25 protein-coding genes and 1 other annotated feature are annotated in these 22,269 nt (G+C 55.1%); of the genes, 6 read left to right on the forward strand and 19 right to left on the reverse strand.

Going from position 1 to position 22,269, the window contains the following annotated elements; genetic code table 11:
• Window positions 1-218 precede the first annotated feature (218 nt).
• A complete protein-coding gene (locus H6A25_RS04695) occupies window positions 219-1,220 on the reverse strand; it encodes an asparaginase (RefSeq protein ID WP_204750836.1) in 1,002 nt (333 codons plus the stop codon).
• Between the two features lie 85 nt (window positions 1,221-1,305).
• Complete coding sequence (locus H6A25_RS04700; RefSeq protein WP_204750837.1) at window positions 1,306-2,673, reverse strand: aldehyde dehydrogenase; 1,368 nt, start codon at window positions 2,671-2,673, stop codon at window positions 1,306-1,308.
• Window positions 2,674-2,898: 225 nt separating this feature from the next.
• On the opposite strand from H6A25_RS04700, the gene H6A25_RS04705 reads away from it, so the two are divergent.
• A complete protein-coding gene (locus H6A25_RS04705) occupies window positions 2,899-4,140 on the forward strand; it encodes a M20/M25/M40 family metallo-hydrolase (protein WP_204750838.1) in 1,242 nt (413 codons plus the stop codon).
• Window positions 4,141-4,209: 69 nt separating this feature from the next.
• On the opposite strand, the gene H6A25_RS04710 is transcribed toward H6A25_RS04705, so the two are convergent.
• The 13 genes from H6A25_RS04710 to rpmG all read right to left on the reverse strand — a co-directional run bounded on the left by H6A25_RS04710 (window position 4,210) and on the right by rpmG (window position 16,175).
• Window positions 4,210-4,542, reverse strand: a complete 333-nt coding sequence (locus tag H6A25_RS04710) for a hypothetical protein (protein WP_204750839.1) — start codon at window positions 4,540-4,542, stop codon at window positions 4,210-4,212.
• A 187-nt stretch (window positions 4,543-4,729) separates the two neighbouring features.
• Window positions 4,730-6,658 (reverse strand): ATP-dependent zinc metalloprotease FtsH, encoded by a 1,929-nt coding sequence (gene ftsH / locus H6A25_RS04715; protein ID WP_204750860.1) that lies wholly within the window; start codon window positions 6,656-6,658, stop codon window positions 4,730-4,732.
• 47 nt (window positions 6,659-6,705) lie between these two features.
• Window positions 6,706-8,601: a hypoxanthine phosphoribosyltransferase gene (hpt, locus tag H6A25_RS13055; protein ID WP_204750840.1), complete on the reverse strand. Its 1,896-nt coding sequence runs from the start codon at window positions 8,599-8,601 to the stop codon at window positions 6,706-6,708.
• Window positions 8,591-9,922, reverse strand: coding sequence for a replicative DNA helicase (gene dnaB / locus H6A25_RS04725; protein WP_204750841.1), 1,332 nt, complete (start codon window positions 9,920-9,922; stop codon window positions 8,591-8,593). The genes hpt and dnaB overlap by 11 nt, the downstream gene beginning before the upstream one ends.
• 20 nt (window positions 9,923-9,942) lie before the next feature.
• Entirely contained in the window at window positions 9,943-10,392 is a 450-nt protein-coding gene (gene rplI / locus H6A25_RS04730; RefSeq protein ID WP_118427501.1) for a 50S ribosomal protein L9, read from the reverse strand.
• Window positions 10,393-10,471: 79 nt separating this feature from the next.
• Window positions 10,472-12,505, reverse strand: coding sequence for a DHH family phosphoesterase (locus tag H6A25_RS04735; RefSeq protein ID WP_204750842.1), 2,034 nt, complete (start codon window positions 12,503-12,505; stop codon window positions 10,472-10,474).
• A gap of 194 nt (window positions 12,506-12,699) precedes the next feature.
• Window positions 12,700-13,080: a 50S ribosomal protein L7/L12 gene (gene rplL, locus H6A25_RS04740; protein WP_204750843.1), complete on the reverse strand. Its 381-nt coding sequence runs from the start codon at window positions 13,078-13,080 to the stop codon at window positions 12,700-12,702.
• 36 nt (window positions 13,081-13,116) lie between these two features.
• Window positions 13,117-13,659 (reverse strand): 50S ribosomal protein L10, encoded by a 543-nt coding sequence (gene rplJ / locus H6A25_RS04745; RefSeq protein ID WP_204750844.1) that lies wholly within the window; start codon window positions 13,657-13,659, stop codon window positions 13,117-13,119.
• 11 nt (window positions 13,660-13,670) lie between these two features.
• Window positions 13,671-13,818 (reverse strand) — a sequence feature (ribosomal protein L10 leader region).
• 45 nt (window positions 13,819-13,863) lie between these two features.
• Window positions 13,864-14,559, reverse strand: coding sequence for a 50S ribosomal protein L1 (gene rplA / locus H6A25_RS04750; RefSeq protein WP_204750845.1), 696 nt, complete (start codon window positions 14,557-14,559; stop codon window positions 13,864-13,866).
• Between the two features lie 72 nt (window positions 14,560-14,631).
• On the reverse strand, window positions 14,632-15,057 hold the full coding sequence (gene rplK / locus H6A25_RS04755) for a 50S ribosomal protein L11 (protein WP_118427371.1): 426 nt from the start codon (window positions 15,055-15,057) through the stop codon (window positions 14,632-14,634).
• Window positions 15,058-15,170: 113 nt separating this feature from the next.
• Window positions 15,171-15,695, reverse strand: a complete 525-nt coding sequence (gene nusG, locus H6A25_RS04760) for a transcription termination/antitermination protein NusG (RefSeq protein WP_118427373.1) — start codon at window positions 15,693-15,695, stop codon at window positions 15,171-15,173.
• A 30-nt stretch (window positions 15,696-15,725) separates the two neighbouring features.
• On the reverse strand, window positions 15,726-15,998 hold the full coding sequence (secE, locus tag H6A25_RS04765; protein ID WP_204750846.1) for a preprotein translocase subunit SecE: 273 nt from the start codon (window positions 15,996-15,998) through the stop codon (window positions 15,726-15,728).
• Between the two features lie 27 nt (window positions 15,999-16,025).
• Window positions 16,026-16,175, reverse strand: a complete 150-nt coding sequence (gene rpmG / locus H6A25_RS04770; RefSeq protein ID WP_118427377.1) for a 50S ribosomal protein L33 — start codon at window positions 16,173-16,175, stop codon at window positions 16,026-16,028.
• Between the two features lie 458 nt (window positions 16,176-16,633).
• Here rpmG and ruvX point away from each other — a divergent pair, with 458 nt between their 5' ends.
• Window positions 16,634-17,053, forward strand: a complete 420-nt coding sequence (ruvX, locus tag H6A25_RS04775; protein WP_204750847.1) for a Holliday junction resolvase RuvX — start codon at window positions 16,634-16,636, stop codon at window positions 17,051-17,053.
• Here ruvX and H6A25_RS04780 read toward each other — a convergent pair.
• The 3 genes from H6A25_RS04780 to H6A25_RS12750 form a co-directional block, all read right to left on the reverse strand.
• Window positions 17,050-17,409, reverse strand: coding sequence for a sulfite exporter TauE/SafE family protein (locus tag H6A25_RS04780; RefSeq protein ID WP_204750848.1), 360 nt, complete (start codon window positions 17,407-17,409; stop codon window positions 17,050-17,052). The genes ruvX and H6A25_RS04780 overlap by 4 nt on opposite strands.
• A 12-nt stretch (window positions 17,410-17,421) precedes the next feature.
• Window positions 17,422-17,781, reverse strand: coding sequence for a TSUP family transporter (locus tag H6A25_RS04785; RefSeq protein ID WP_204750849.1), 360 nt, complete (start codon window positions 17,779-17,781; stop codon window positions 17,422-17,424).
• Between the two features lie 301 nt (window positions 17,782-18,082).
• Window positions 18,083-18,304 carry a hypothetical protein gene (locus H6A25_RS12750; RefSeq protein ID WP_243423236.1) on the reverse strand — a complete coding sequence of 74 codons (222 nt, stop codon included), beginning with the start codon at window positions 18,302-18,304 and terminating at the stop codon, window positions 18,083-18,085.
• Window positions 18,305-18,344: 40 nt separating this feature from the next.
• Between H6A25_RS12750 and H6A25_RS04790 the strand changes: the two genes are divergently transcribed.
• The 3 genes from H6A25_RS04790 to H6A25_RS04800 are packed head-to-tail and all read left to right on the forward strand — an operon-like array spanning window position 18,345 to window position 20,652.
• On the forward strand, window positions 18,345-20,045 hold the full coding sequence (locus H6A25_RS04790) for a ribonuclease J (protein WP_345941581.1): 1,701 nt from the start codon (window positions 18,345-18,347) through the stop codon (window positions 20,043-20,045).
• Between the two features lie 58 nt (window positions 20,046-20,103).
• Window positions 20,104-20,412: an MGMT family protein gene (locus tag H6A25_RS04795; protein ID WP_204750851.1), complete on the forward strand. Its 309-nt coding sequence runs from the start codon at window positions 20,104-20,106 to the stop codon at window positions 20,410-20,412.
• A gap of 57 nt (window positions 20,413-20,469) precedes the next feature.
• Window positions 20,470-20,652 (forward strand): hypothetical protein, encoded by a 183-nt coding sequence (locus tag H6A25_RS04800; protein ID WP_204750852.1) that lies wholly within the window; start codon window positions 20,470-20,472, stop codon window positions 20,650-20,652.
• Window positions 20,653-20,698: 46 nt separating this feature from the next.
• Here H6A25_RS04800 and H6A25_RS04805 read toward each other — a convergent pair whose 3' ends face one another.
• Complete coding sequence (locus H6A25_RS04805; RefSeq protein WP_204750853.1) at window positions 20,699-21,346, reverse strand: YczE/YyaS/YitT family protein; 648 nt, start codon at window positions 21,344-21,346, stop codon at window positions 20,699-20,701.
• Window positions 21,347-21,510: 164 nt separating this feature from the next.
• Between H6A25_RS04805 and H6A25_RS04810 the strand changes: the two genes are divergently transcribed.
• Window positions 21,511-22,113 (forward strand): MBL fold metallo-hydrolase, encoded by a 603-nt coding sequence (locus H6A25_RS04810; protein ID WP_204750854.1) that lies wholly within the window; start codon window positions 21,511-21,513, stop codon window positions 22,111-22,113.
• The last annotated feature ends 156 nt before the right edge of the window (window positions 22,114-22,269 follow it).

Genomic DNA, 22,269 nt, shown 5'->3' on the forward strand with positions numbered 1-22,269 from the left:
TGACAGATAATTTACAGTGGTAATGTACCGAAAAAAGAGGTATGATAAAAATAGAAAATTGTTTCCTTTTCTGCACTTTCCTGGACCGCGGAAAGTTCTCCCTCCCTATCTTTCCGCTATGGTCCGCTTTTCTCCCCGCCCGCCCCTTTGCGGGGCGGGTGCTTTTCCCAAAAAGGTCCGGTGCCCCATGGCCCCGGACCTTTTGCATATATGATTGATTATGCCTTGTGCAAAGTGAACTCGGGGCGCATGCTCCCCACTTCTTCCTGCTTGTGGTTGCGCATTTTGGGTGTGTGGGTATCGGCAAATTCCGCCAGATCTTCCTGGGAGATGATCCCCAGCTGGCGAAGCACTTCCACCACCACCGCATTACGGGCCTGACCATTGCCGCTGTCGATTTTCACAGCAATGCCAATGCCTTCCTTTTTGTCTCCCACAATATAATAGCCATCGGCTCCCGATTTGCAGAAGAGGCGATCATATTTTTCCATCAGCTGGGCATCGATCCGGCCGGTGCCCGACATGATCAGGGGATATTTTCCCATGGCAGCTGTAATGCGGGCCGCTTCCGCTCCCATCTTTTCTCCCAGGCTCTCGGGATGGGCCATACGGGCGATGCCATAGGCAAACTGCCGCAAGGGCAGAGCGTGCACCGGCACACCGCAGCCATCGGTACCCATGATGATCTTCCCGGGATCATACTCACAGATCTCTCCGATCATATGAAGGATCCGCTGCTGCACTGGATGCTCCGGCTTATAATAGGTATTCAGATCCTCCCCCATGGCCGCGGCGGTGACCAGCATTCCCGAATGTTTGCCGCTGCAGTTGCAATGGATCTGGCTGGGACTTTCTCCGGCCGCCTTCATCCGGTCGGCTTCCGGCTCATACAAGGGATAATGGATGCCGCACTGGAGAACGCTCTCTGTCAGCCCGGCCTTGCCCAGCGCCCGGCGCACCGCCTGGACATGCATGGGTTCCCCGTTGTGGGAAGCACAGAACAAAGCGATGTCCTGATCGTCCAGACCGTATTTTTCCACAGCGCCGCTTTCCAGCACGCACATGGCCTGCATGGGCTTTGCCGAAGAACGGGCATAACAGACTCTCTCCGGATCGCCGCAGGAATAAAGCAGCTTACCGGTATAATCCACCACAGCGATATGGCCGGTGTGCATCATATCCTGCAACGGCCCACGATAGGTATTGACCAAAACTTCCACAATAATCCCTCACTTCTGCAAGAATCCCGGCACTGTTTCACCGGATAGTTACAGTATAGCATCCCGTCTCTTTTTTGCCAAGGCTTCACCCCAGAAAACGGCGGATGAGCTTTTCTTTTTTCGGTGTGTAGGGGTGATAGCGCAGTGGGTTTTCCACCTTTCCCCGGGACAGCACACTGCGGTAATGGGTAAAGGTGTCAAAACTCTTCTGGCCATGGTACGCACCCATGCCGCTTTCCCCCACTCCCCCAAAGGGCAGATGGCTGCTGGCCAGGTGGACCAGGGTGTCGTTCCAGCAGCCGCCGCCGAATTGCAGCCGGTCCATCACCTGCCCTGCCGTCTTCCGGCTGCGGGTAAACAGATAGAGAGCCAGGGGATGGGGACGCTCTGCCACAAAGGCCAGAGCCTGGGAGAAAGTGTCGTATCCCAACACCGGCAGAATAGGCCCGAAGATTTCCTCCTGCATCACCGGCGAGTGTGCTGTCACCCCCGTGAGAATGGTGGGCTCGATGCGCAAAGTCCGCTCATCTCCCCGCCCTCCGGTTTCCGCCCTCTCCCCTTCCAGCAGTCCCATCAACCGGCGATAGTGCTTTCCATTGACAATACGGGGATACTCCGGATTGTTCAGCGGCGTGGGCCCCAGCTGCATCAGCAGCTGTTTTTTCATTTCTTCCACCAGCGCCGGAACCTTTTCTTTGGGGGCCAGCACATAATCAGGAGCCACACAGGTCTGGCCGCAGTTGACCAATTTGCCGAAAACGATCCGCCGGGCCGTCAAAGAAAGATCGGCGTCCTCCGCCACGATACAGGGACTTTTTCCTCCCAGTTCCAGCGTTACCGGCGTCAGATGCCGGGCCGCCTTTTCCAGCACCAACTTTCCCACCTGGGTGCCGCCGGTAAAAAAGATATAGTCAAGCCGCTGTTCCAGCAGTGCCTGGTTTTCCATCCTCCCGCCGGTGATCACCTGCACATGGCCCGCTTCAAACACTTCTGATACCATGGCCGCCAATGTTTCCGCTGTTTTGGGCGCATAGGCCGAGGGCTTGAGCACCACGCAATTCCCTGCCGCCACTGCCCCCACCAGAGGCCCCAGGCTGAGCAGCACCGGATAATTCCAGGGCGCCATCACCAGCACCACACCGTAGGGGTGAGGCCATCGAAGGCTTTTTCCGGGCGCCTGTGTCAGAGGGGTGGGCACCCGTTTGACCGCCATATTCTGCCTCAGATGCTTTTTCTGCCAACGGAGCTCTTCCCGCACCTGACCCAGTTCGGTCATATAGGCTTCCATGGACGCTTTCCCCAGATCCTCGGCCAAAGCCTGTTCCAGGCGGCTGCCCCATTTTTTCAGTCCCTGCTCCAACCTCTCCAGACTCTTCCGTCGGGCTTCAAAGCTTTGCGTCCTCCCCTCCCCATAGTACCGACCCATTCCTCCTAACATTTCTGTATAATTCATTTCTGTCTCCTTTTTGAAATTTTCTATACTTATAGTATATCATATTATTTTCTAAACAAATAGAAAGAAATATCTTCTTTTTTTGCACCAATGCGGCAATTTCACCAAAAGCTGCATCCCATTCTTGGCAAGTGCCACGAAGTTTTCACCTTCTCTTGATTTTGCCCCTTGAAAAGCCCATAATAAAACCCGGAAACAAATTTTCTACCGATTGGAGTGTCAATGATGAGTTATCAAGTATCTTCCAATATCCAGGAAACGCTGGACAAACTGCTGGCCCTGCCCCAGGTGCAGAAAGCCCTGGAATTTGCCCAGCAGGATGCTGACCAGACTCTGGAAAACCAGATCGAACTGTGCAAAATCGAAGCTCCCACTTTCCATGAGGAAAAAAAGGCGGCCCGCTATGCCGAGATGTATAAAGAACTGGGCCTTGAGAATGTACATATTGACCGCCATGGCAATGTGGAAGGCCTGCGGCCCGGTAAGGGCGGCGGCAAAAAAGTGCTGATGGAAGGACATATGGACACTGTTTTCCCCATCGGCACCAATCCCCAGCCCCGCAAGGAAGGCACCCGGGTTTATGCTCCCGGCATCGTGGATGATACCCGGGGCATGGTAGTGCCTCTGTCCGTGATCCGGGCCCTGGACGCCGCCGGCATCCAGACCAAGGGTGATCTGGTCTTTGTGGGCACCGTGGAAGAAGAAGGCATCGGTTCCTTCGGCGGCATGCTCAAATGGCTGGACGACAATCAGGTAGACGCCAGCATCAGCATCGACGGCCCCAGCGCCGAAGGCATCGTTTACGAAGCCACTGGCCACATGACCTGCGAAGCCACTTTCCACGGCATCGGCGGCCATGCCCACGGCGCATTCGGCAAAGTGGCCAATCCCCTCAACGCCGCAGCCCGGGCCGTGGCCAAGATCGCCGAGTTCCAGGTTCCGGAAGATCCCAAAACCTCTTTCTGCGTTTCCAATTTCCATGCGGGCAACGATGCCGGCATCCATGCCATCGTCCCCGAAGCCACCATCAAGTTCAACCTTCGCTCTGACTCCCAGCAGGTGCTGGAAGATCTGTACCAGCGGATCCTGAACGCCTTGCAGGAAGCCTGCGATGAAGAAACCGCCCGTTGGGGCAAAGACACCATCACCGTGACCCACAAACGCTATTGCAATGTGCCGGCCGGTACCCAGGATGTCCATTCTCCCATTGTGGAAGCCACCTACGCCATCATCGAAAAATTGGGCTATGAGCCCCAGTTCTTCCATGGCGGCTCCACCAACTGCAACATGGCCATTGGCAAGAACATCCCTGCCGTGTGCCTGGGCATGGGCGGTGTGGATTGCGGCGCTCACACCCTGCAGGAATTCTTTGAAACCACCGATGCCTATAAGGGCGTACAGCAGGCTTTGCTTCTGGCCCTGCTCCTGGCCGGTGTAGACGGTGTCACCGACTCCATCCTGGCCTGATCGAGAAAAATAATATCATATAGGAGAAAAAGCCCTGTGAAGGCCGCTCAGAGCCTTTCACAGGGCTTTTCATATCCCGAAATGGATTACATAGCATCCCTTTTCCCAGGCGCTATGGAAAACGCGCCAGAGGGGGTACATGGTTTCCTGCCAGGGCAATCCGTCCAGCAGCTTTTGCACAGATGCCGGAGGAATAAGGGTGATGCCGGTGCAGGCCAGTCCCTGGGCAGGCTGCTTCAGGCTATGCCAAAAACAAGGGATGCTTCCAAACTGCTCCCACAAATCATCCACCTGATCATCTTCTATGGCCGCCATTTCTTCGCAAAGGGAAAGATCGTATTTTTCATACATTTCTTCCAAAGCCGGGGCTCTTTTCATCACGCCAAATTCATGGAAAGTCAAAATTTTCTCCCTTCAATCTGTCCAGTTTTCCAGGTGGAACCCTGACAAAGGAAAGGTCCCTGTAAAAGGCACACGGCGGACCTCATAAACCGTTCCCACCTCTTTTATCATACATCAAACCTTTCTTGTGTCAAGGAAGCAAAAAAATAACCCGTGAGACCTTTCTCACAGGTTATTTTGATTGGGTTTAGATGTGATCGGTGGGTTTTCCTTCCGGCGGAATCTCTTCCGCATGAGAGGAAGTATTCAGCACCTCTTCCGGCTGATGAGTATAGCGGGCATTATAGTCCACTTCCACCACTTTTTCCGGCGCCTGGGCTTCTTCTCCATTGAACACCTTTTCAAAGGCTTCACCGCTCATGGTCTCATGCTCCAGCAGATAGGCGGCCACCCGATCCAGGATGTCCATATGCTCCCGCAGCATCTGTTCGCAGCGGCGATAGGCCTCGTCGATGATCCGCTTCACTTCCTCATCGATGAGGGAAGCCACTTCTTCGGAGTAGTTTTTGGAGGCGGCAAAATCACGGCCCAGGAACACTTCATCGTGATCGCTGCCAAAGGCGATGGGGCCCAGCTTGTCGCTCATGCCATAACGGGTGACCATGCGGCGGGCGATGTCAGAAGCCCGCTCGATGTCGTTGGACGCGCCGGTAGAAATATCGTCCATCACCAGCTTTTCGGCGACCCGGCCACCCAGCAGAGTGACCAGCTCGTCTTCCATCTCATTTTTGGAAGAATAGTACTTATCCTCTTTGGGCAGGCTCAGGGTAAAGCCGCCAGCCCGGCCACGGGGCACGATGGAGATCTGATGCACCGGATCCTGAGAAGGCATCAACCGGGTCACAATGGCGTGACCTGCCTCGTGATAGGCCGTGAGCTTCTTTTCCTTTTCGGAATAGACCCGGCTCTTCTTTTCGTTGCCCATGATCACTTTCAGGAACGCATCGTCGATCTCCCGGTTGCCGATCTTCTCCTTGGAACGGCGGGCAGCCAGCAAAGCTGCTTCGTTCAGCAGATTTTCCAGATCGGCGCCGGTAAATCCAGCGGTGGTTTTGGCAATGGCGTCAAAGTCCACATCCTCTTCAAAGGGCTTTTTCCGGGAGTGAACCTGCATGATGGCCTTACGGCCCTTCACATCGGGTACGCCAATATAAACCTGCCGGTCAAAGCGTCCCGGACGCAGCAGGGCACTGTCCAGAATGTCGGGACGGTTGGTGGCCGCCAGGATAATGACTCCTTCATTGGCCCCGAAGCCGTCCATCTCCACCAGCAGCTGATTGAGGGTCTGTTCTCTTTCGTCGTGGCCGCCGCCCAGACCGGCTCCTCTCTGACGGCCCACAGCGTCGATCTCATCGATAAAGACGATGGAAGGCGCATGGCGCTTGGCCTGGTCAAACAGGTCACGCACACGGGAGGCGCCCACGCCCACATACAGTTCCACAAAGTCCGAACCGGAAATGGAGAAGAAGGGTACGCCTGCTTCTCCGGCCACCGCTTTGGCGATCAGTGTTTTACCAGTGCCCGGAGGGCCCACCAGCAAAACGCCTTTGGGAATACGGGCGCCCAGCTGCAGGAATTTTTTAGGAGCCTTCAAAAACTCCACCACTTCCTGCAGGTCGCTTTTTTCCTCATCGGCCCCGGCCACATCCTGGAAAGTCACCTTCTGGTCTTCGCTGTTCACCATCTTGGCCCGGGACTTGCCGAAGTTCATGGCAGATTTTCCACTGCCGTCCTGCTTGTTCATCATATAATACCAGAACAGGCCGAAGAGAACAATAATGATCAGATAGGGCAAAAAGGCCGTCCACCAAGGCATGGTCATCTTTTCCGCAAAGTCCTGGGTCAGCGTTCCCGCTGCCCGCTGCTGACGGATGGTCTCGCCCAGATCATAATAGAAAATATCCAGCGAGGGGATCTGATAAGTGAATTTGGAACCGTCCCGCATGGTCATGGTCAGTTCGTTCTCATCGATGATGAAACTGGCCACATCCTGGTTTTCAAAAGCCTGGGTCACATCGGAATAGGTCAGCTGAGCCTCGCTGCGGGGCTCCATCAAAAAGCCAATGGTTCCAATGAGCACCACCAGCAAGAGCAGATACAGGCCAATGCCCTTCATTTTGCCGTTATTCAACGAATCATTCACACCTTTCGTGAGGCGGAGCTTTACGCCTGATACACCTCGGGTTTCAAGATACACAGATCGGGCAGGTTGCGGTATTTTTCCGCATAGTCCAGGCCATAGCCTACCAAGAAAGCGTCCGGCACCTGGAAGCCGCAATAATCGATGTCCACATGGGCCTGACGGCGGGCCGGTTTGTCCAGAAGGGTCACCAGGCGCAAAGAGGCCGGTTCCCGTTCTTTCAGCATCACCAGCAAACGACTGAGAGTTACGCCGCTGTCCACGATGTCCTCAACTACTATAACATGCCTGTTCTGGATAATTGTGTCTAAATCTTTAATAATTTTCACCTTTCCGCTGGTCTGTGTGCCCCTTCCATAGCTGGACACCGCCATGAAATCCACCGAACAGGGAATGGTGATCGCCCGGCACAGATCGCCCATGAACACAAAGGCTCCCTTGAGCACGCTGACCAGAATAGGGTCTTTCCCTTCATATTCCCGGGACAGGATCTCTCCCAGCTCCTGTACCTTTTCGGCGATCTGTTCTTTGGTCAGCAGAACCTCTGCCACATCATCCCGCATATTTGCCATGATCTTTTTCCTCCTCACAACCACCGTCCAGCCGGGGTCTTTTTCTCTCTCTTTTCTTTCGCTCCGCACCGGGCCGCCGCACACCAGCACCGGCCCCTCTTCGTCGCACACCAGAGGAATCCCTTCCCGCAGATGTGCGGGGATCTTCTCATCGATCATCCATTTTTTAATGCTTTTGTGCCCGTTTTTCAGCCGGATCACATCCCCCGTCCTGCGGGGGCGCAGCTGTACCGGCTCTTGGAGGGCCTGGAAAAAATAGGCTTTTTCTCCAGATCCGGCTTCTCTTTTTCCCCGGTGCAGAGTGACCCGAAAGCCACCTTCTTCCACCGTTTCCCCTTCCTTCAAAAAGCGCGGAGGAAAAGTACGGGACTCCTGCTTTTCTTCCTTTTTGCGGCACACCAGCTGTTCGTAGACCCGTCGGGCCTCCACCCCTCCCGGCAGACTGTACGCCGCCGAAGGGCCTTTTTGACAAAGTCCCCACATTCCCTGGCGATGTTTTTCCGAAAGGATCCCCTCTCCACCGCCCTGGCGGTAGAGCATGGCAAGCACCCGAAAGGCCAGAGCATCCGGCGCTTTTGCCAAAGCCTCAGCGTCTATCGACCCGGGAGCAGAGGAATGCTCTATCAAAAACCGGGCGGCGCAGCTTTCCAAAAACTCCTCGTCTTTCCGGGCCCGCTCTCCGGCCTGGCTGATGTGCTCTTCCGCCTGGGAATTGATGGTCTTCAGCAAGGGGAGCACACAGTGACGCAGCCGGTTGCGGGCATAGACTTCTTCCCCATTGGAGGGGTCACTGCAATAGGGTATGTGGTTTTCTTCCAGATATTTTTCAATCTCTTCCCGGGGAACCCTCAAAAGAGGGCGGATCAGATCCCCTTCCGATGCCGGGATTCCTCCCAGGCCCCGGGCACCTGTCCCCCGGCACAAATGAAACAAAATGGTCTCCGCATTGTCCATCCGATGATGGCCGGTGGCGATTTTCCGGCAACCGGTTTCCCTGGCCACCCGGCGGAGAAAGGCATAGCGCAGCACCCGGGCCCCTTCCTCTGTGCCGCAGCCTTCCCGGCGGCAATATTCCAGGGTGTCTCCCTCTTCGATCCAAAGGGGGATCTTCCGCTGCCGGCAGAATGTTTCTGCTAAAAGCCGCTCCCTGGGAGCATCCTGCGGCCGCAGTCCGTGGATAAAATGGGCCGCCTCCACCTGAATGCCCAGCCGGGGCGCCAGCCGATGGAGCAAATGGGTCAGCGCCATGGAATCTCCGCCGCCGGAGAGGGCACAGAGCACCTTGTCTCCCGGCGCCGTCATGGCCTTTTCCTGCATAAAGGCCAGCACTTTGTCCTCAAGATTCATGATGGGTTTTGTCCTGGCCGGAGAAACGGGTATACTGTCCCAGCCATTGCAGCTCGATGGTACACACCTCGCCGTGACGGTTCTTGGCGATGATGCACTCCACCACATTTTTCTTTTCGGTGTCCGGGTTATAGTAATCGTCCCTGTACAGGAAAATAACGATGTCGGCGTCCTGTTCGATGGCTCCCGATTCCCGCAGGTCGGAAAGCATAGGCCGCTTGTTGGGCCGCTGCTCCGGGCCGCGGGACAGCTGGGACAGGCAGACCACCGGCACATTCAGTTCCCGGGCCATCACCTTCATGGAACGGGAGATCTCCGAGATCTGCTGCACCCGGTTTTCCGAGCTTTTGGAGCCCTGCATCAACTGGAGATAGTCGATGACCACCAGCCCCAACCGGCTTCCCATCCGGCGGCACTTGGCCTTGATCTCCGACACCGTGATGGCCGAACTGTCCTCAATATAGATATTGGTTTTGGAAAGGAGGGCAGAGGCATGGGCGATTTTATCCCAGTCGTTGTCGTCCAGGGTGCCCATGCGCAATTTCCGGCTGTCCACCAGTGCCTCGCTGGAGATCATCCGGGTGGTCAGCTGCATATCGCTCATTTCCAGCTGGAAAATGGCCACATCCTTCCCCGATTTCTGGGCCGCCGACAACACCAGATTCAGAGCGAAACTGGTTTTGCCCATGCCCGGACGGGCGGCAATGAGAATCAGGTCCGATTTGTTCAGTCCGCCCAGGGCGTTGTCCAGATCGGCAAAACCGGTGGGAATACCCGGCAATTTTCCGGGGTTAGCCGCCAGTTCATCCAGCTGATCATACACATCCTTGATCACCGACTTGATGTGCCGCAGGCCGTTGATCTCCCGCCCCTGACGAATGGCATAAATCTTCTGCTCGGCCAGCTCCGCAATGGTGCTGGCCGTCTCCTGTTCGCTGCGGGTCAGATCAAAGATCTCATTGCAGATCTGCTGAAGATCCCGCAGCATCTTCTTTTCCCGGACGATCTTGGCATAATCCTCCACATTGGTGGAGGTGGGTGTCACATCGATCAGTTGCAGAAAATAGGCCCTGTCGGCTTTGTCCTTATAGCCCAGGGCCTTCATTTCCTCCAGTACTGTCACCGGGTCAATGCGCTTTCCCCCGGTGAACATGCTGCTGATGGTATCGAAGATCATCCGATTTGTTTCCATATAAAAATCATCGGGCTGGAGCAGCTCCACCACCTTGGGCACACAAGTGGGATCAAACAAAATCGCTCCGATGACCGCCTGCTCGGCCTCCACACTATGAGGAGTCTGCCGGGCCAACAGCTCATCCATGGTCAAAACTCCCTACTACATCAGTTCTGCTCTTCCACGACCACTTTCACTGTGCCCACCACTTCCGGGTAAAGCTTGACTTTCACTTGATAGGTGCCAAAATTCTTGATGGTCTCTTCCAGCACGATCTTGTTTTTCTGAATTTCCACCTTGTGCTGGCGCTGCATCTCCTCGGCGATCTCCTTGGCGGTGACGCTGCCGAACAGTCTGCCGCCGGCGCCCGATTTGGCCTTGATGTGTACCGGCATATCCTTCAGCTCTTCTGCCAGCTTCTGGGCCGCTTCTTTTTCCAGCTTCATCCGGCGGGCAGCTGCCTCGTCGGCGATTTTCTTGGCGTTGAGCACATCGGCCGTGGCCGGGGCCGCCAGCTTCCGAGGCATGAGAAAGTTGCGGGCATAGCCGTCGCTGGCCTCAATGATATCGCCCTTTTTTCCCTGTCCCTTTACATCCTGCAGCAAAATCAATTTCATTCTCATTCACTCCCATCTCCGCGCGTACACAGGATGGAAGAGTCCCGCGCGGCAGGCTCTTCCCGCTCTGCTTCAAAAATCAGGCCGACGGGGCGTTGGAACTGTTTTCCCCATCTTCCTGGTCTCCGGCAAGATATTCCTCAATGGCCGCCCGCAGCCGGGCTGCCACCTCTCCCACATCGGCGTCCTGGAACTGAGCGCCCGCCATGGTCAGGCTGCCGCCGCCTCCCAGTTTCTCCAGCACCACCTGCACATTCATCTTCCCATAGGAACGGGCCGAAATGGCCACATCGTTCTCATGCTCCCGGAAGACCACAAAGGATGCCTTGATGTCGTTGATGTTGATCAGCTCGTCGGCGGCCTGGGATGCGGTGGCCCGTTCGGTGTCTTCCTCCATCACCGAAATGGAAACCCCCGGATAGGGCTGCTCGGCGTTGCTGATGATCTGGTATTTCTTGATGTAGGAATCGAAATTGTTGTTGAACAGGCGGCGGACTTCCACTGTATCGGCGCCGCACTGCTTCAGATAGGCGGCGGCCTCAAAGGTACGCACGCCGGTTTTGACGGTAAAGCTCTTGGTGTCCAGGAAAATACCGGACAAAAGCGCCTCTGCCTCTTCCTTTTTCAGATCCTGGGAACTGGTCAGAATGTACTGCAAAAGCTCTGTGACCAGCTCACTGGTGGAGCTGGCATAGGGCTCATGGAGACTGATGACATAGTTTTCAATATAACTGGCCGCCCGCCGGTGATGGTCGATGACCGCCACCCGCTGGATGGTCTGAAGCACTTCGGGATAGTCCACAAAATCCGGCCGGTTGGTATCCACCACAATGAGCAGCGAATTGGAATCGGCGATGAAGATGGCATCGTCCGGCTTGATGAAGGACTCCCGGTATTCCTCCAGCCCGGCCAATTTGTCAATCAGGTCCTTGGCCGAGGTACGCTCGCTGTTGACGATAAAATAAGGCTTCTTGCCGCACTTGCGCACGGCGGCACAGATGCCGGCCGCAGCACCTACCGCATCCAGATCGGAAAGCTGGTGACCCATAATAAACACATAGGAAGAATCCCTGATATACTGGCGCAGGGAATTGGCCACCACACGGGATTTGACCTTGGTGCGTTTTTCCACTTCCTTGGCATGGCCGCCATAGAACTCAAAGGCATATTTGCTCTTGATGACTACCTGGTCGCCGCCCCGGGCCAAAGCGGTATCCGCTGCCAGACGGGCATATTGGTACAGCTCGTTCAGATCGGTATCGCCCTTGCCGATGCCCATGGAAATGGTGGCGCTGATACCGGTACTGCTTTTGATTTCCCGCACTTTGTCCAGCAGATCAAACTTCCGCTCCACAAATTCCAGCAGATCCTTCTGCTCAAACAAAAACAGGTATTTGTCCCGGTCCAGCCGCCGCACCACACCGTGCACCGGCTCGGCCCAGTTGCTGATCTCCTCATCCACCTGGGCAGTGAGTTTGGATTTCTCGCTTTCTGAAACCCCTTTGATCAGTTCCTCATAGCTGTCCAGCACCAAAATGGCCAGCACCGGGCGGGTGCGTTCGTATTTGGTGCGCAGCTCGCTGTAATCGGTCACATCCACCCAGTACATGGTGACCAGCAATGCGCTGGAAGCGTCCTTCCCCGAGCGGACGATGTTGCCGTATACATCAAACTTCCGGCCATTCACCGCCACTTCATAGGGACATTTGCTCCGCCCTTCCATGATCCAGCGGGTATCAAAGCCTTCGATCACATCGGTGATATGCAGATTGAACATCCGCTCATGGGCGCCGGTGATCTCATAAAAGCTGTCGTTGCTCCACACCACTTCCCCGGTATCCATGCGGAGGATGGCGGTGGGCAGCGGAAAATTCATCAGGGAATTTTTCGATGCGTCATCCACCTGAAACAAAAGTGTTTCCACAGTGCGGCGAATATCGGCCCGCCGCCGCTTGGCCCGGGCCCGATAAACGATATAAAGCACCACCACAACGGCCAGCTCACCCAAAGCCAGCCAGATGTTGGTGAAGGCCGATATGGCGCAAAACACCAGAAGCAGTGCAAAGGCCAGCCGGGTTCCCGACTCCATCATGCGGGCAATCAATTTCTCCATGGGGAGCCTCCCTTTCCCTTCTCCGGGGCCTGCCGCCCCAAAGACGAATAATTAAAAATAGTATACCAAAAAAGCCCTCATCATGCAAGGCATCTTGCCCGCAGGAAGGAGCCTTCTTCTGGAAATGCAAACGCCGGGGAAAGGAAAAGAGACGGGATCGCTCCCGTCTCTTTTTAATACGATGGAAAAACAGCTTACTTCAGCTCGACCTTGGCGCCGGCTTCTTCCAGCTTCTTCTTCATCTCTTCGGCTTCGTCCTTGCCAACGCCTTCCTTGATGGCCTTGGGAGCGTTGTCCACCAGCTCCTTGGCTTCCTTCAGGCCCAGGCCGGTGATCTCCTTGACGATCTTGATGACGCCCATCTTGGAAGCGCCAACTTCAGCCAGAACCACGTCGAACTCGGTCTTCTCGTCAGCGGCAGCACCAGCAGCAGCGCCAGCAGCAGGAGCAGCGGCAACAGCGGCAGCGGCGGAAACGCCAAACTCTTCTTCCAGGGCATGTACCAGTTCGCTCAGCTCCAGAACGGAGAGAACTTTCACTTCTTCAATCAGCTGTGCAATCTTTTCGCTTGCCATTATAGTGTACCTCCAATTAGTTTTTAATGAAAATAATTAAGCCTGTGCTTCGGCTTCGGCAGCGGGAGCAGCCTCTCCGCCTTCGCTCTTCTTGTCGGCCACGGCCTGCAGGACCCGGGCCAGGGCGGCCACAGGAGCCATCATGGTGCCCAGCACGGTGGACAGCAGGATATCCTTCGGCGGGATAGCAGCCAGGGATTCAACGGTGGCAATGTCCACCACTTTGCCCTCCAGGAAGCCGGCCTTGATGTTGAAATACTTGTCGTGGCTCTTGGCAAACTCAGCCAGCAGACGGGCAGGAGCAGTGGGATCGTCCATGCTCACAGCCATGGCAGTTGTGCCATGGAGCACGCCGTCCAGCTCTTCAAAGCCGATCTGGTTGGCAGCAAAGCGCACCAGAGTGTTTTTCACGACGGTATATTCCACATTGGCTTTTCTCAGCTCACTGCGCAGCTTGGTATCTTCCTCAACAGTGATGCCTTTATAGTCCACCAGCACACCGGATGTGGCGTTCTTCATCTTTTCAGCGAGCTGGGCCACCACGGCCTGCTTCTCGCTCAGAACCTTTGCGTTCGGCACTGTTTTCACCTCCGTTTAGAATAAGTGCCCTCACATCCAAAGGACATGAGGGCACAGTAAATCCATAATGTAAATGGAAAAATGCATCCTCGGCAGGCGGCACAGAGCCGTTGGGAACCGCAGTTCACCTGCTGTCTTTGGAATGAGCGCTATTATTTTATCAACAAACCAATAGTTTGTCAAGAAAGAACAGAAAAAATCAGATTAGTCGGTCAGACGAGCCTGATTGATCTTGACGCCGGGGCCCATGGTGGCAGCCACCACGCAGGAGCGGATGTACTGGCCTTTGGCAGCGGCGGGCTTTGCCTTGACAATGGCGCCCAGCAGGGCGTTGAAGTTCTCGGTCAGCTTTTCAGTGCCGAAGGAGACCTTGCCCAGGGGGCAGTGGATGATGTTGGTCTTGTCCAGGCGGTACTCGATACGGCCGGCCTTGGACTCGTTGATGGCCTTGGTCACATCCATGGTGACGGTGCCGGCCTTGGGGTTGGGCATCAGGCCCTTAGGGCCCAGCACTTTACCCAGACGGCCAACCACGCCCATCATGTCGGGAGTGGCGATGACCACATCGAAATCAAAGAAGTTCTCACCGGTGATGCGGGCCACCAGATCTTCAGCGCCCACATAATCGGCTCCGGCGGCTTCGGCCTCCTTGGCCTTGTCGCCCTTGGCGAACACCAGCACACGGACTTTCTTGCCAGTGCCGTGAGGCAGCACGATGGCGCCTCTCACCTGCTGATCAGCATGACGGGAGTCAACACCCAGCTTCACATGGACTTCCACAGTCTCGTCAAACTTGGCCTTGGCCGTCTTTATCACGGTATCCAGCGCTTCGGCGGGATCGTACAGCTTGGCGCGATCCACCAGCTTGGCGCTTTCTACATATTTCTTACCTCTGCGCACTTTTTAATCCTCCTAGTTTGTGGTATTTCGGAATCATCCTCCCACGCCGCGGATCTTCCGCGGGGGCGTCTCTTACTCTTCGATGGTGACGCCCATAGAACGCGCTGTACCGGCGATCATGCTCATGGCGCTTTCCACGCTGGAAGCATTCAGATCGGGCATTTTCAGCTCGGCGATCTTGCGCAGTTCTTCCTTCGGCAGCTTGGCCACCTTGTTCTTGTTGGGTTCGCCGCTGCCGCTCTCCAGCTTGCAGGCCTTCTTGATCAGAACGGCTGCAGGGGGAGTCTTTGTGATAAACGAGAAAGAACGGTCGGCATACACAGTGATAACAACAGGGATCACCAGATCGCCGTCATTCTTTGTACGCTCGTTGAATTCCTTTGTAAACGCCATGATGTTGACGCCGTGCTGACCCAGGGCGGGGCCTACCGGGGGAGCCGGAGTTGCCTTGCCTGCGGGGATCTGCAGTTTAATCAAACCTACTACTTTCTGTGCCACTTTCGTTGCACCTCCTTAGCAAAAATGTGGTAAAATTGGACGCTTGGGCGCCCTCCCACCCGGAAACGAACCTTCATCTCCGGTATCAAAAACCAGCCAGTTGGTTTTTGGAGCTATTTTTCCATGGAAGCCACCTGGTTGAACTTCAGTTCCACCGGTGTCTCCCTTCCCAGCATGGAGACCATAACGGTCACCAGCTGATCCTGCAGCGCAATCTCCTTGACGATGCCAACGAACCCTTCCAAAGGCCCGTCGATGATCTTGACGCTGTCGCCCACCTGATAGGAAAGCCGGACTTCCCGCTTTTCCACGCCCAGGGCTGCCACCTCGTCCTCGGTGAGGGGAACGGGCTTGGAGCCGGGACCCACAAAGCTTGTGACGCCGCGGGTATTGCGCACCACATACCAGCTTTCATCGGTCATGAGCATTTTGATGAGCACATAGCCGGGGAACATCTTCCGCTCCACTTCTTTTTTGCCTGTGTCCCGGATTTCAGTCACCGTTTCCATAGGCACGCGGATATCGAAGATCAGATGGCCCAGCTTGCGGTTTTCCACTGTTTTTTGAATCGTGGCGGCCACTTTGTTTTCGTAGCCGGAGTATGTGTGGATCACATACCACTTGGCATTTTCAGACATAAGACGCTCCCACCTGCCGAACCAATGGATTTACAGGATGCCTACCAGCAGATCGCGGATGGTGGCAAAAGCGATGTCCAGCACCCACACAAAAACACCTACCAGCAGAATGCATACAAGGACTACCAGGGTGTTGTTGACCACCTGTTTGCCGGTGGGCCAGACCACCTTTTTCCCTTCGCTCACCAGCTCGCGGAACCATTTGGCGATCCGCTTGCCAGCGCGGGAGAAAACATTGCCTTGTTTCTGCTTTTTCTTGCCGGCGTTCTTCTGGGTGTCCAGGTTCTTGTTTTCTTCAGCCATGAAGCTGCACCTCCATCCTTTTGCGGCCTATCTGGTTTCCCGGTGTAAGGTGTGCTTCTTGCAGAAGGGGCAATACTTCTTCATCTCCAGACGATCCGGATCGTTCTTCTTGTTCTTTTTCGAATCGTAGTTTCTCTGCTTGCATTCCGTACACGCCAGTGTTACCTTAACGCGCATTTGCGGCACCTCCTTAAATAAATTGCCTCCCTTTTCGGGGTTTACGCCTGCAAGGCATAAAAAAAAGACCCCGACAGGTGTTTCTATATTACCATGCCATGCAGAAAAGGTCAAGCTTTTTTTCTGCTTTTGTCTTCTTCTCCAGAGACAGCAAAAGCGCACGGGGGGAAGCCGTGCGCTTTTGCCTGAAAAGGGAAGATGTTGGTAATGATAGACCGGTGGTTTGCGTCCCGGGCTTTCATTGCTTTAGAGTATACTCTAAGCCCCTCTTTTTGTCAATCCGGTTCTTTAAAATTTTATATTTATTTCAATATTTTAAATTTTTAACCTTCTTTGTTCATTGTGTTATACATGACACGATTCACCTGGAAACCGGGGAAGGCTTATGGTATGATAGGATTGATTTCAGCCGTTTCCCTTTTTCGGGGAGACGGGAACAACAAGGAGGCATTTCTGCTATGATCATGGCCCTGGACCTGGGGGATACCCGTACCGGCGTGGCTTTTTCCGACGCCACCGAACTGTTGGCCGGGCGGGCTTACAGCATCACCGAATATCACAAGGACCGGCTGCTGGAGACCCTGTGCCAGACCATCGCCCAGGAAAAGCCCCGGCTCATCCTGGTGGGGCTGCCCACCAACATGGACGGCACCCAGGGGGAACGGGCTCTGGGCAGCCGTGAATTTGCCCGCCGCCTGGAAGAAAAATGCCAGGTGCCGGTGAAACTGTGGGACGAGCGGATGACTTCGGTAATGGCCAACCGCATTCTCAGCGATGCAGGGAAAAAGCGGAAAAAGCAGCGCCAACGGGTGGATGCCGTGGCCGCTTCCCTCATTCTGCAAAGTTATCTGGACGCAGGCCCGTCCCGGGAAAATTAGTCCTTTTTCTCTTTCCCCAGCAGCTGCCGCACTCCTACCGCCGTCATCAGAAGTCCGAACAGGCGGCGAAGCAGCTGGGGATCGATCCGTCCGGCCAGAAAAGCTCCTGCCAGGCAACCGGGTATGCCAAAACACAGGGCGATGACCCCTCCCTTTTTCTCCACCAGCCCGTGGCGCAGATGAAAAAAGAGGGAAGGGCCTGCGGCAGCCACATAATAGAGCAGATTGATCCCCTGGGCCGTCAGCTGTTCCATTTGCCTTATCTGAATCAGATAGAGCAGCAGCAGAGAGCCTCCTCCTACCCCGGCGCCGGTGAGCGCCCCGGCGGCAAAAGCCGCCAGCAGATCCAGCAGCATTCTTTTCCCTCCCTATCCCAGCAAACTGCGCACTCCCCCGTAGAGCATCAGCAGTGCGAACCCTTTCCGCAGCATCCCGGGAGATATTTTCCGGTAAAGCAGGCCGCACAGCAGGCCTCCCCCGGCGCCGCCTGCCAGAAAGGGCAGGGCCGCCATGATATCCAGCCCCTGTCTTCCATAGAAAAAGGCCGACAGGGCGCATAAGGGCAGCAAAAGAAAGATGGAAGTGGCCAGTGCCCGCTCCGGCGGCAGCTTCAGCGGTCCCATAAACATAGGGGCCGCCGCCATTCCCCCGCCGCTGCCCAGAAATCCGCTGAGCAGCCCGGCCAGCAGCCCGGTAAGGGCATAAAGTATTTTTTCTTTTCTTTCCATGCTTCTCCCCCTTTCCGTACATTTATTATGGAATGGCCTGGGAGCCAATATGCAATGTGCTGAAAATTCAAAAAGAAAACTGGTAAATTTGATAAATCCGTGGTATACTGTTTATCAGTACCGCTCCCTTTTTTGGAGCATTTCCTTTGTCCCGCCGGAAGAAAATCAGGGGCAAAGCTGTTTTGACCGACCGGCGCCTTTTGGGCCGGCCTTCTTTCTTATGACTTTTTTGCGGTGCCTTACAGTGTATGTACGGCCGCATGGAACATAAAAAAATCTTTAATTTACGATGGAGTAGTGATCAAATGTCTGAACAACTGAAGAAAGAAACCGGTCTTTCGCAGCCTGCGGGCAGCGAAGGGCCTAAAAAGTCTGCCGCGAAAAAATCTTTTTTCCGCTCGAGAAGCGGTGAAAAGAAAAAATCCGCAGCAAAATCCGCCCAGCCGGCCGGACAGAAAAAGTCTGCTGCCAAGAAGGCGCCTGCCAAAGAAAAAGCCAGCCGGACATCTTCCAAAGCGGTCATTGATACGGCAGCCGATGCCATTGATTCGGTGAAAAAGCCGGTGGAAAAGCCCAAAAAAAACCAGGAATCCCGAAGCCGCAGCACCAAAAACAAACTGCGGGTCATCCCTTTGGGCGGCCTGAACGAAATCGGCAAAAACATGACCGCCTTTGAATATGGCAACGACATCGTGGTCATCGACTGCGGCATGACCTTCCCCGACGATGAGATGCTGGGAGTGGATCTGGTCATTCCCGACATCACCTATCTGAAAAAGAACGCCGACCGGGTGCGGGCATTCCTGATCACCCATGCCCACGAAGACCATATCGGCGCTCTGCCCTATGTGCTGCGGGATGTGAACGCCCCCATTTACTGCACCACCCTCACCGCCGGCATGATCCGGCTGAAGCTTTCCGAACACCGGAATCTGAAAAAGGTGAAGATCTATGAAAAGCCCGCCGGTTCCACCTTTAAAGCGGGCAGTTTTGAAGTGGAGTTCATCCGCATCAACCATTCCATCCCCGATGCTGTCTCCATTGCACTGAAAACTCCGGTGGGTACGGTTATCGACACCGGCGACTTCAAAATCGATACCACTCCCATCTCCGGTGAAATGATCGACCTGACCCGTTTCGGCGAACTGGGCAAAAAAGGCGTCCTTCTCCTCATGGCCGACTCCACCAATGCCGAACGCCCCGGCTTTGCCATGAGCGAAAGCAGTGTGGGCAAGGCTCTGGAAGCCCAGTTCAAAGGCACCGACAAGCGCATTATCGTGGCCACCTTTGCTTCCAATGTCCACCGGGTACAGCAGATCATCAATGCCGCCGTGAAATATGGCCGCAAAGTGGCCCTCTCCGGCCGAAGCATGGAAAATATGCTGAAAGTCACCACCGAGCTGGGATATGTGAACATCCCCGCAGGCACACTGATCGACATCAGCATGACCCGGAAATACACCGATGACCAGCTGTGCATCATCACCACCGGCAGCCAGGGCGAGCCTATGAGCGCTCTGTACCGCATGGCCTATGGTTCCCACCGGCAGATCGAAGTGGGGCCCCATGACAAGATCCTCCTTTCGGCCAGCCCCATCCCCGGCAATGAAAAATCGGTCTATTCCCTCATCAATGAGCTGACCCGCCGTGGGGCTGAGGTGGTCTATGACAAACTGGCCCATCTCCATGTTTCCGGCCACGCCTGCCAGGAAGAACTGAAGATGATCATGGCTCTGACCAAGCCTCGCTTCTTTATGCCTGTCCACGGCGAATACCGCCACCTCCAGATCAATGCCGGTCTGGCCCGCTCTGCCGGCATCCCCTCCAAAAACATCTTCATCTCCCAGGTGGGCAAAGTGCTGGAGCTGACCCGGGACAGCGCCCATTTCAACGGCACTGTGCCTTGCGGGCGGGTGCTGGTGGACGGCAGCGGCGTGGGCGATGTGGGCCAGACGGTGCTGCGGGACCGGAAGCATCTGTCGGAAGACGGTCTGATCGTGGCGGTTGTCACCATCGACGGCGCCAGCAACCAGGTGGTAGCCGGACCCGATATCGTCTCCCGTGGCTTTGTTTATGTCAAAGACGCGGAAGAACTGACTGACGGCATGCGCCAGGCTGCCTCTGCCGCCCTTTCCGAGTGTTCCCGCAACGGTGTGCGGGACTGGAACGGCCTGAAAACCACTCTTCGGGATTGCCTGTCCGACTATGTATTCAAAAAAACCAAACGCAGTCCCATGATCCTTCCGGTGATCATGGAAGTATAACTGCTCTCTTTGTCCCCGGCGGATGCACCGCCGGGGATTTTCCAATGGAGGCTCTTATATGACATTTCGCCAGCAAGTTTATGATCTGGTACGACAGATCCCGCCCGGCCGGGTGGCCACCTATGGATTGATCGCCTTTTTGTGTGGCTCCCCCCGCGGCGGCCGCATTGTGGGAGCCGCTATGGCCCATTGTCCTTATGAAGATGTCCCCTGTCATCGGGTGGTAAACCGGCGGGGAGAAATGGCTCCGGGAAACGCTTTTGGAGAACCGGGCCGTCAAAGAAAACTTTTGGAAAAAGAGGGAATTGTCTTTCGTCCCGACGGTCGGGTGGAACTGTCGGTTTTTGGCTGGGCCGGTCCGGAATAAGCACTTTTCTTCCGGACACACTAACAGGGATCCTTCAAAAGAAAGGTGGATACCAAAGTGAAAGGTTCATCCTTTGCCATCGGCATGGCAGCCGGCGCCGTTGTGGGCGCTGCCATATCCATGACGGCAGAAAACTATATGACGCCCCGGATGCGCCGGGATATGAAAAAATACACCCACAAAGGCATGAAGGCCATGGGCCACATTGCCGAAGGCATCGGCACTCTGATGCATGAGTGACCGGTAAAATAAAAAAGCGCCCTTCGGGGCGCTTTTTTATTTGTAATTATTCTTCTTTCAGCCCGGCTACATGGGGAATGAGGGGCAGGCATTTGTTATAGAGATTGACAAACCGTCCCACAATAAGAGCCGATACCAGGGTTCCCGCTCCCAGGCCCCGGATACCGCCCATGGAACAAACCGATATCAGTGCCGCCAGGAGAACGCACCCAAGATCAAACATCACCTTCACTGTGCCGAACCGGCCGCCCACCCGGCGATTGATGGCCTTGACCACTCCTTCGCCAGGCACCAGCAGCATATCAGCAGCCACTTCGATGCTGATCCCCAGCCCCAGAGTGGCGCAGCCGGCCACCACAGCCAGCAGACTGACCAACGGGTTGGAGGGTGCGAACCCTTCCAACACCCCCATACTCACATCGATAAACAGACTGAAAATCACATTCACTCCGATCTGCAAAAGCTGCACCGGCTGATATTCCCGCCGCAGCAAAGGGATCTGAGCAAAAATAAAAAACATATTGACGATAAATGTAAACTGTCCCAAAGACAGGGGCAGCCACAAAGACAATACATAAGGCACACTGGAAATGGGAGAAGTCCCCATCGCCGCCTTGGTGGTCAATGCAATGCCAAAGGAATTGATCACCACACCCAAAACAAACCACAACATTCTCTTTGCTTTTTTCTCCATTTTCGTCCTCTCTTTCTTTTTTCATAGAAGGGAGTTTTGACGAAAACCGCCAAAACTCCCTTCTATACCATACCACTTTCCCCGCTCATGTCAAATTTTTTTGCCTGTTTCCCTTGGGTATGGTACAATAAAAAGGATATCTCCCCCAGAAAGGAGCACATTCTATGGCAACACTATTTTATCAGGGCCACGGCAGTTTCCGGCTGGAGAGTGCCCAGGGAAAGGTGATTTATGTGGATCCCTTTGCCGGAGAAGGATATGACAAGCCCGCCGATCTGATCCTTGTGACCCACGACCACTATGACCACAACTGTATTGATAAACCGGTCCGGGCGCCTGGCTGCGCTCTCATCACCTGGAAAGAAGCCCTGGAAGGAGGCCATTATGGCCGCTTCACCCTGGATGATATTCAGGTGGAAGCCGTGCCCGCCGGGAATAAAAACCATGATCCCTCCTGCTGTGTAGGCTTCGTCATCACCCTGGACGGTCTCACGGTATATGCTTCCGGCGACACCTCCTTCCTCCCGGCTATGGAAACAGTCCTGGCCCCTATGAAGCTGGACTACGCCATTCTGCCCATTGACGGCTTTTACAACATGGATGCAGCGGAAGCTTCCCATTGCGCCGCCGTCATCGGCGCCCGTCACAGCATCCCCGTACATACCTGCCCCAGCGACAACGGCCTGCTTTATGATCCGGAAAACGCCGCCCGTTTTCATTGTGACGGCCGCATCCTGGTTGCTCCCGGTCAAACCATCCAACTGTGACAGCATCAAAAAAGCCGCCCTCTCCTTTGAGAAAGGGCGGCTTTTTCTTGTGCTCCGAAAACCACTCGCTAGGCGAGTGGTTCAAAAAAAGACTTATGTCGATAATGGCGAAATAAAAACTCCCTTTGCTATAATAGGAGTGCGGTCTGCCAACTG

The organism is Intestinimonas butyriciproducens, assembly GCF_016901775.1.
Lineage (GTDB): Bacteria > Bacillota > Clostridia > Oscillospirales > Butyricicoccaceae > Pseudobutyricicoccus.

What these genes read in the sequence shown, in the direction of transcription:
- H6A25_RS04700 (WP_204750837.1), bottom strand. Translation starts at nt 2,673, where the DNA reads ATGAATTATACAGAAATGTTAGGAGGAATGGGTCGGTACTATGGGGAG.
- H6A25_RS04705 (WP_204750838.1), top strand. Translation starts at nt 2,899, where the DNA reads ATGAGTTATCAAGTATCTTCCAATATCCAGGAAACGCTGGACAAACTG.
- ftsH (WP_204750860.1), bottom strand. Translation starts at nt 6,658, where the DNA reads ATGAAGGGCATTGGCCTGTATCTGCTCTTGCTGGTGGTGCTCATTGGA.
- hpt (WP_204750840.1), bottom strand. Translation starts at nt 8,601, where the DNA reads ATGAATCTTGAGGACAAAGTGCTGGCCTTTATGCAGGAAAAGGCCATG.
- dnaB (WP_204750841.1), bottom strand. Translation starts at nt 9,922, where the DNA reads ATGGATGAGCTGTTGGCCCGGCAGACTCCTCATAGTGTGGAGGCCGAG.
- rplI (WP_118427501.1), bottom strand. Translation starts at nt 10,392, where the DNA reads ATGAAATTGATTTTGCTGCAGGATGTAAAGGGACAGGGAAAAAAGGGC.
- H6A25_RS04735 (WP_204750842.1), bottom strand. Translation starts at nt 12,505, where the DNA reads ATGGAGAAATTGATTGCCCGCATGATGGAGTCGGGAACCCGGCTGGCC.
- rplL (WP_204750843.1), bottom strand. Translation starts at nt 13,080, where the DNA reads ATGGCAAGCGAAAAGATTGCACAGCTGATTGAAGAAGTGAAAGTTCTC.
- nusG (WP_118427373.1), bottom strand. Translation starts at nt 15,695, where the DNA reads ATGTCTGAAAATGCCAAGTGGTATGTGATCCACACATACTCCGGCTAC.
- secE (WP_204750846.1), bottom strand. Translation starts at nt 15,998, where the DNA reads ATGGCTGAAGAAAACAAGAACCTGGACACCCAGAAGAACGCCGGCAAG.
- rpmG (WP_118427377.1), bottom strand. Translation starts at nt 16,175, where the DNA reads ATGCGCGTTAAGGTAACACTGGCGTGTACGGAATGCAAGCAGAGAAAC.
- ruvX (WP_204750847.1), top strand. Translation starts at nt 16,634, where the DNA reads ATGATCATGGCCCTGGACCTGGGGGATACCCGTACCGGCGTGGCTTTT.
- H6A25_RS04780 (WP_204750848.1), bottom strand. Translation starts at nt 17,409, where the DNA reads ATGCTGCTGGATCTGCTGGCGGCTTTTGCCGCCGGGGCGCTCACCGGC.
- H6A25_RS04785 (WP_204750849.1), bottom strand. Translation starts at nt 17,781, where the DNA reads ATGGAAAGAAAAGAAAAAATACTTTATGCCCTTACCGGGCTGCTGGCC.
- H6A25_RS12750 (WP_243423236.1), bottom strand. Translation starts at nt 18,304, where the DNA reads ATGACCGCTTTGGAAGATGTCCGGCTGGCTTTTTCTTTGGCAGGCGCC.
- H6A25_RS04795 (WP_204750851.1), top strand. Translation starts at nt 20,104, where the DNA reads ATGACATTTCGCCAGCAAGTTTATGATCTGGTACGACAGATCCCGCCC.
- H6A25_RS04805 (WP_204750853.1), bottom strand. Translation starts at nt 21,346, where the DNA reads ATGGAGAAAAAAGCAAAGAGAATGTTGTGGTTTGTTTTGGGTGTGGTG.
- H6A25_RS04810 (WP_204750854.1), top strand. Translation starts at nt 21,511, where the DNA reads ATGGCAACACTATTTTATCAGGGCCACGGCAGTTTCCGGCTGGAGAGT.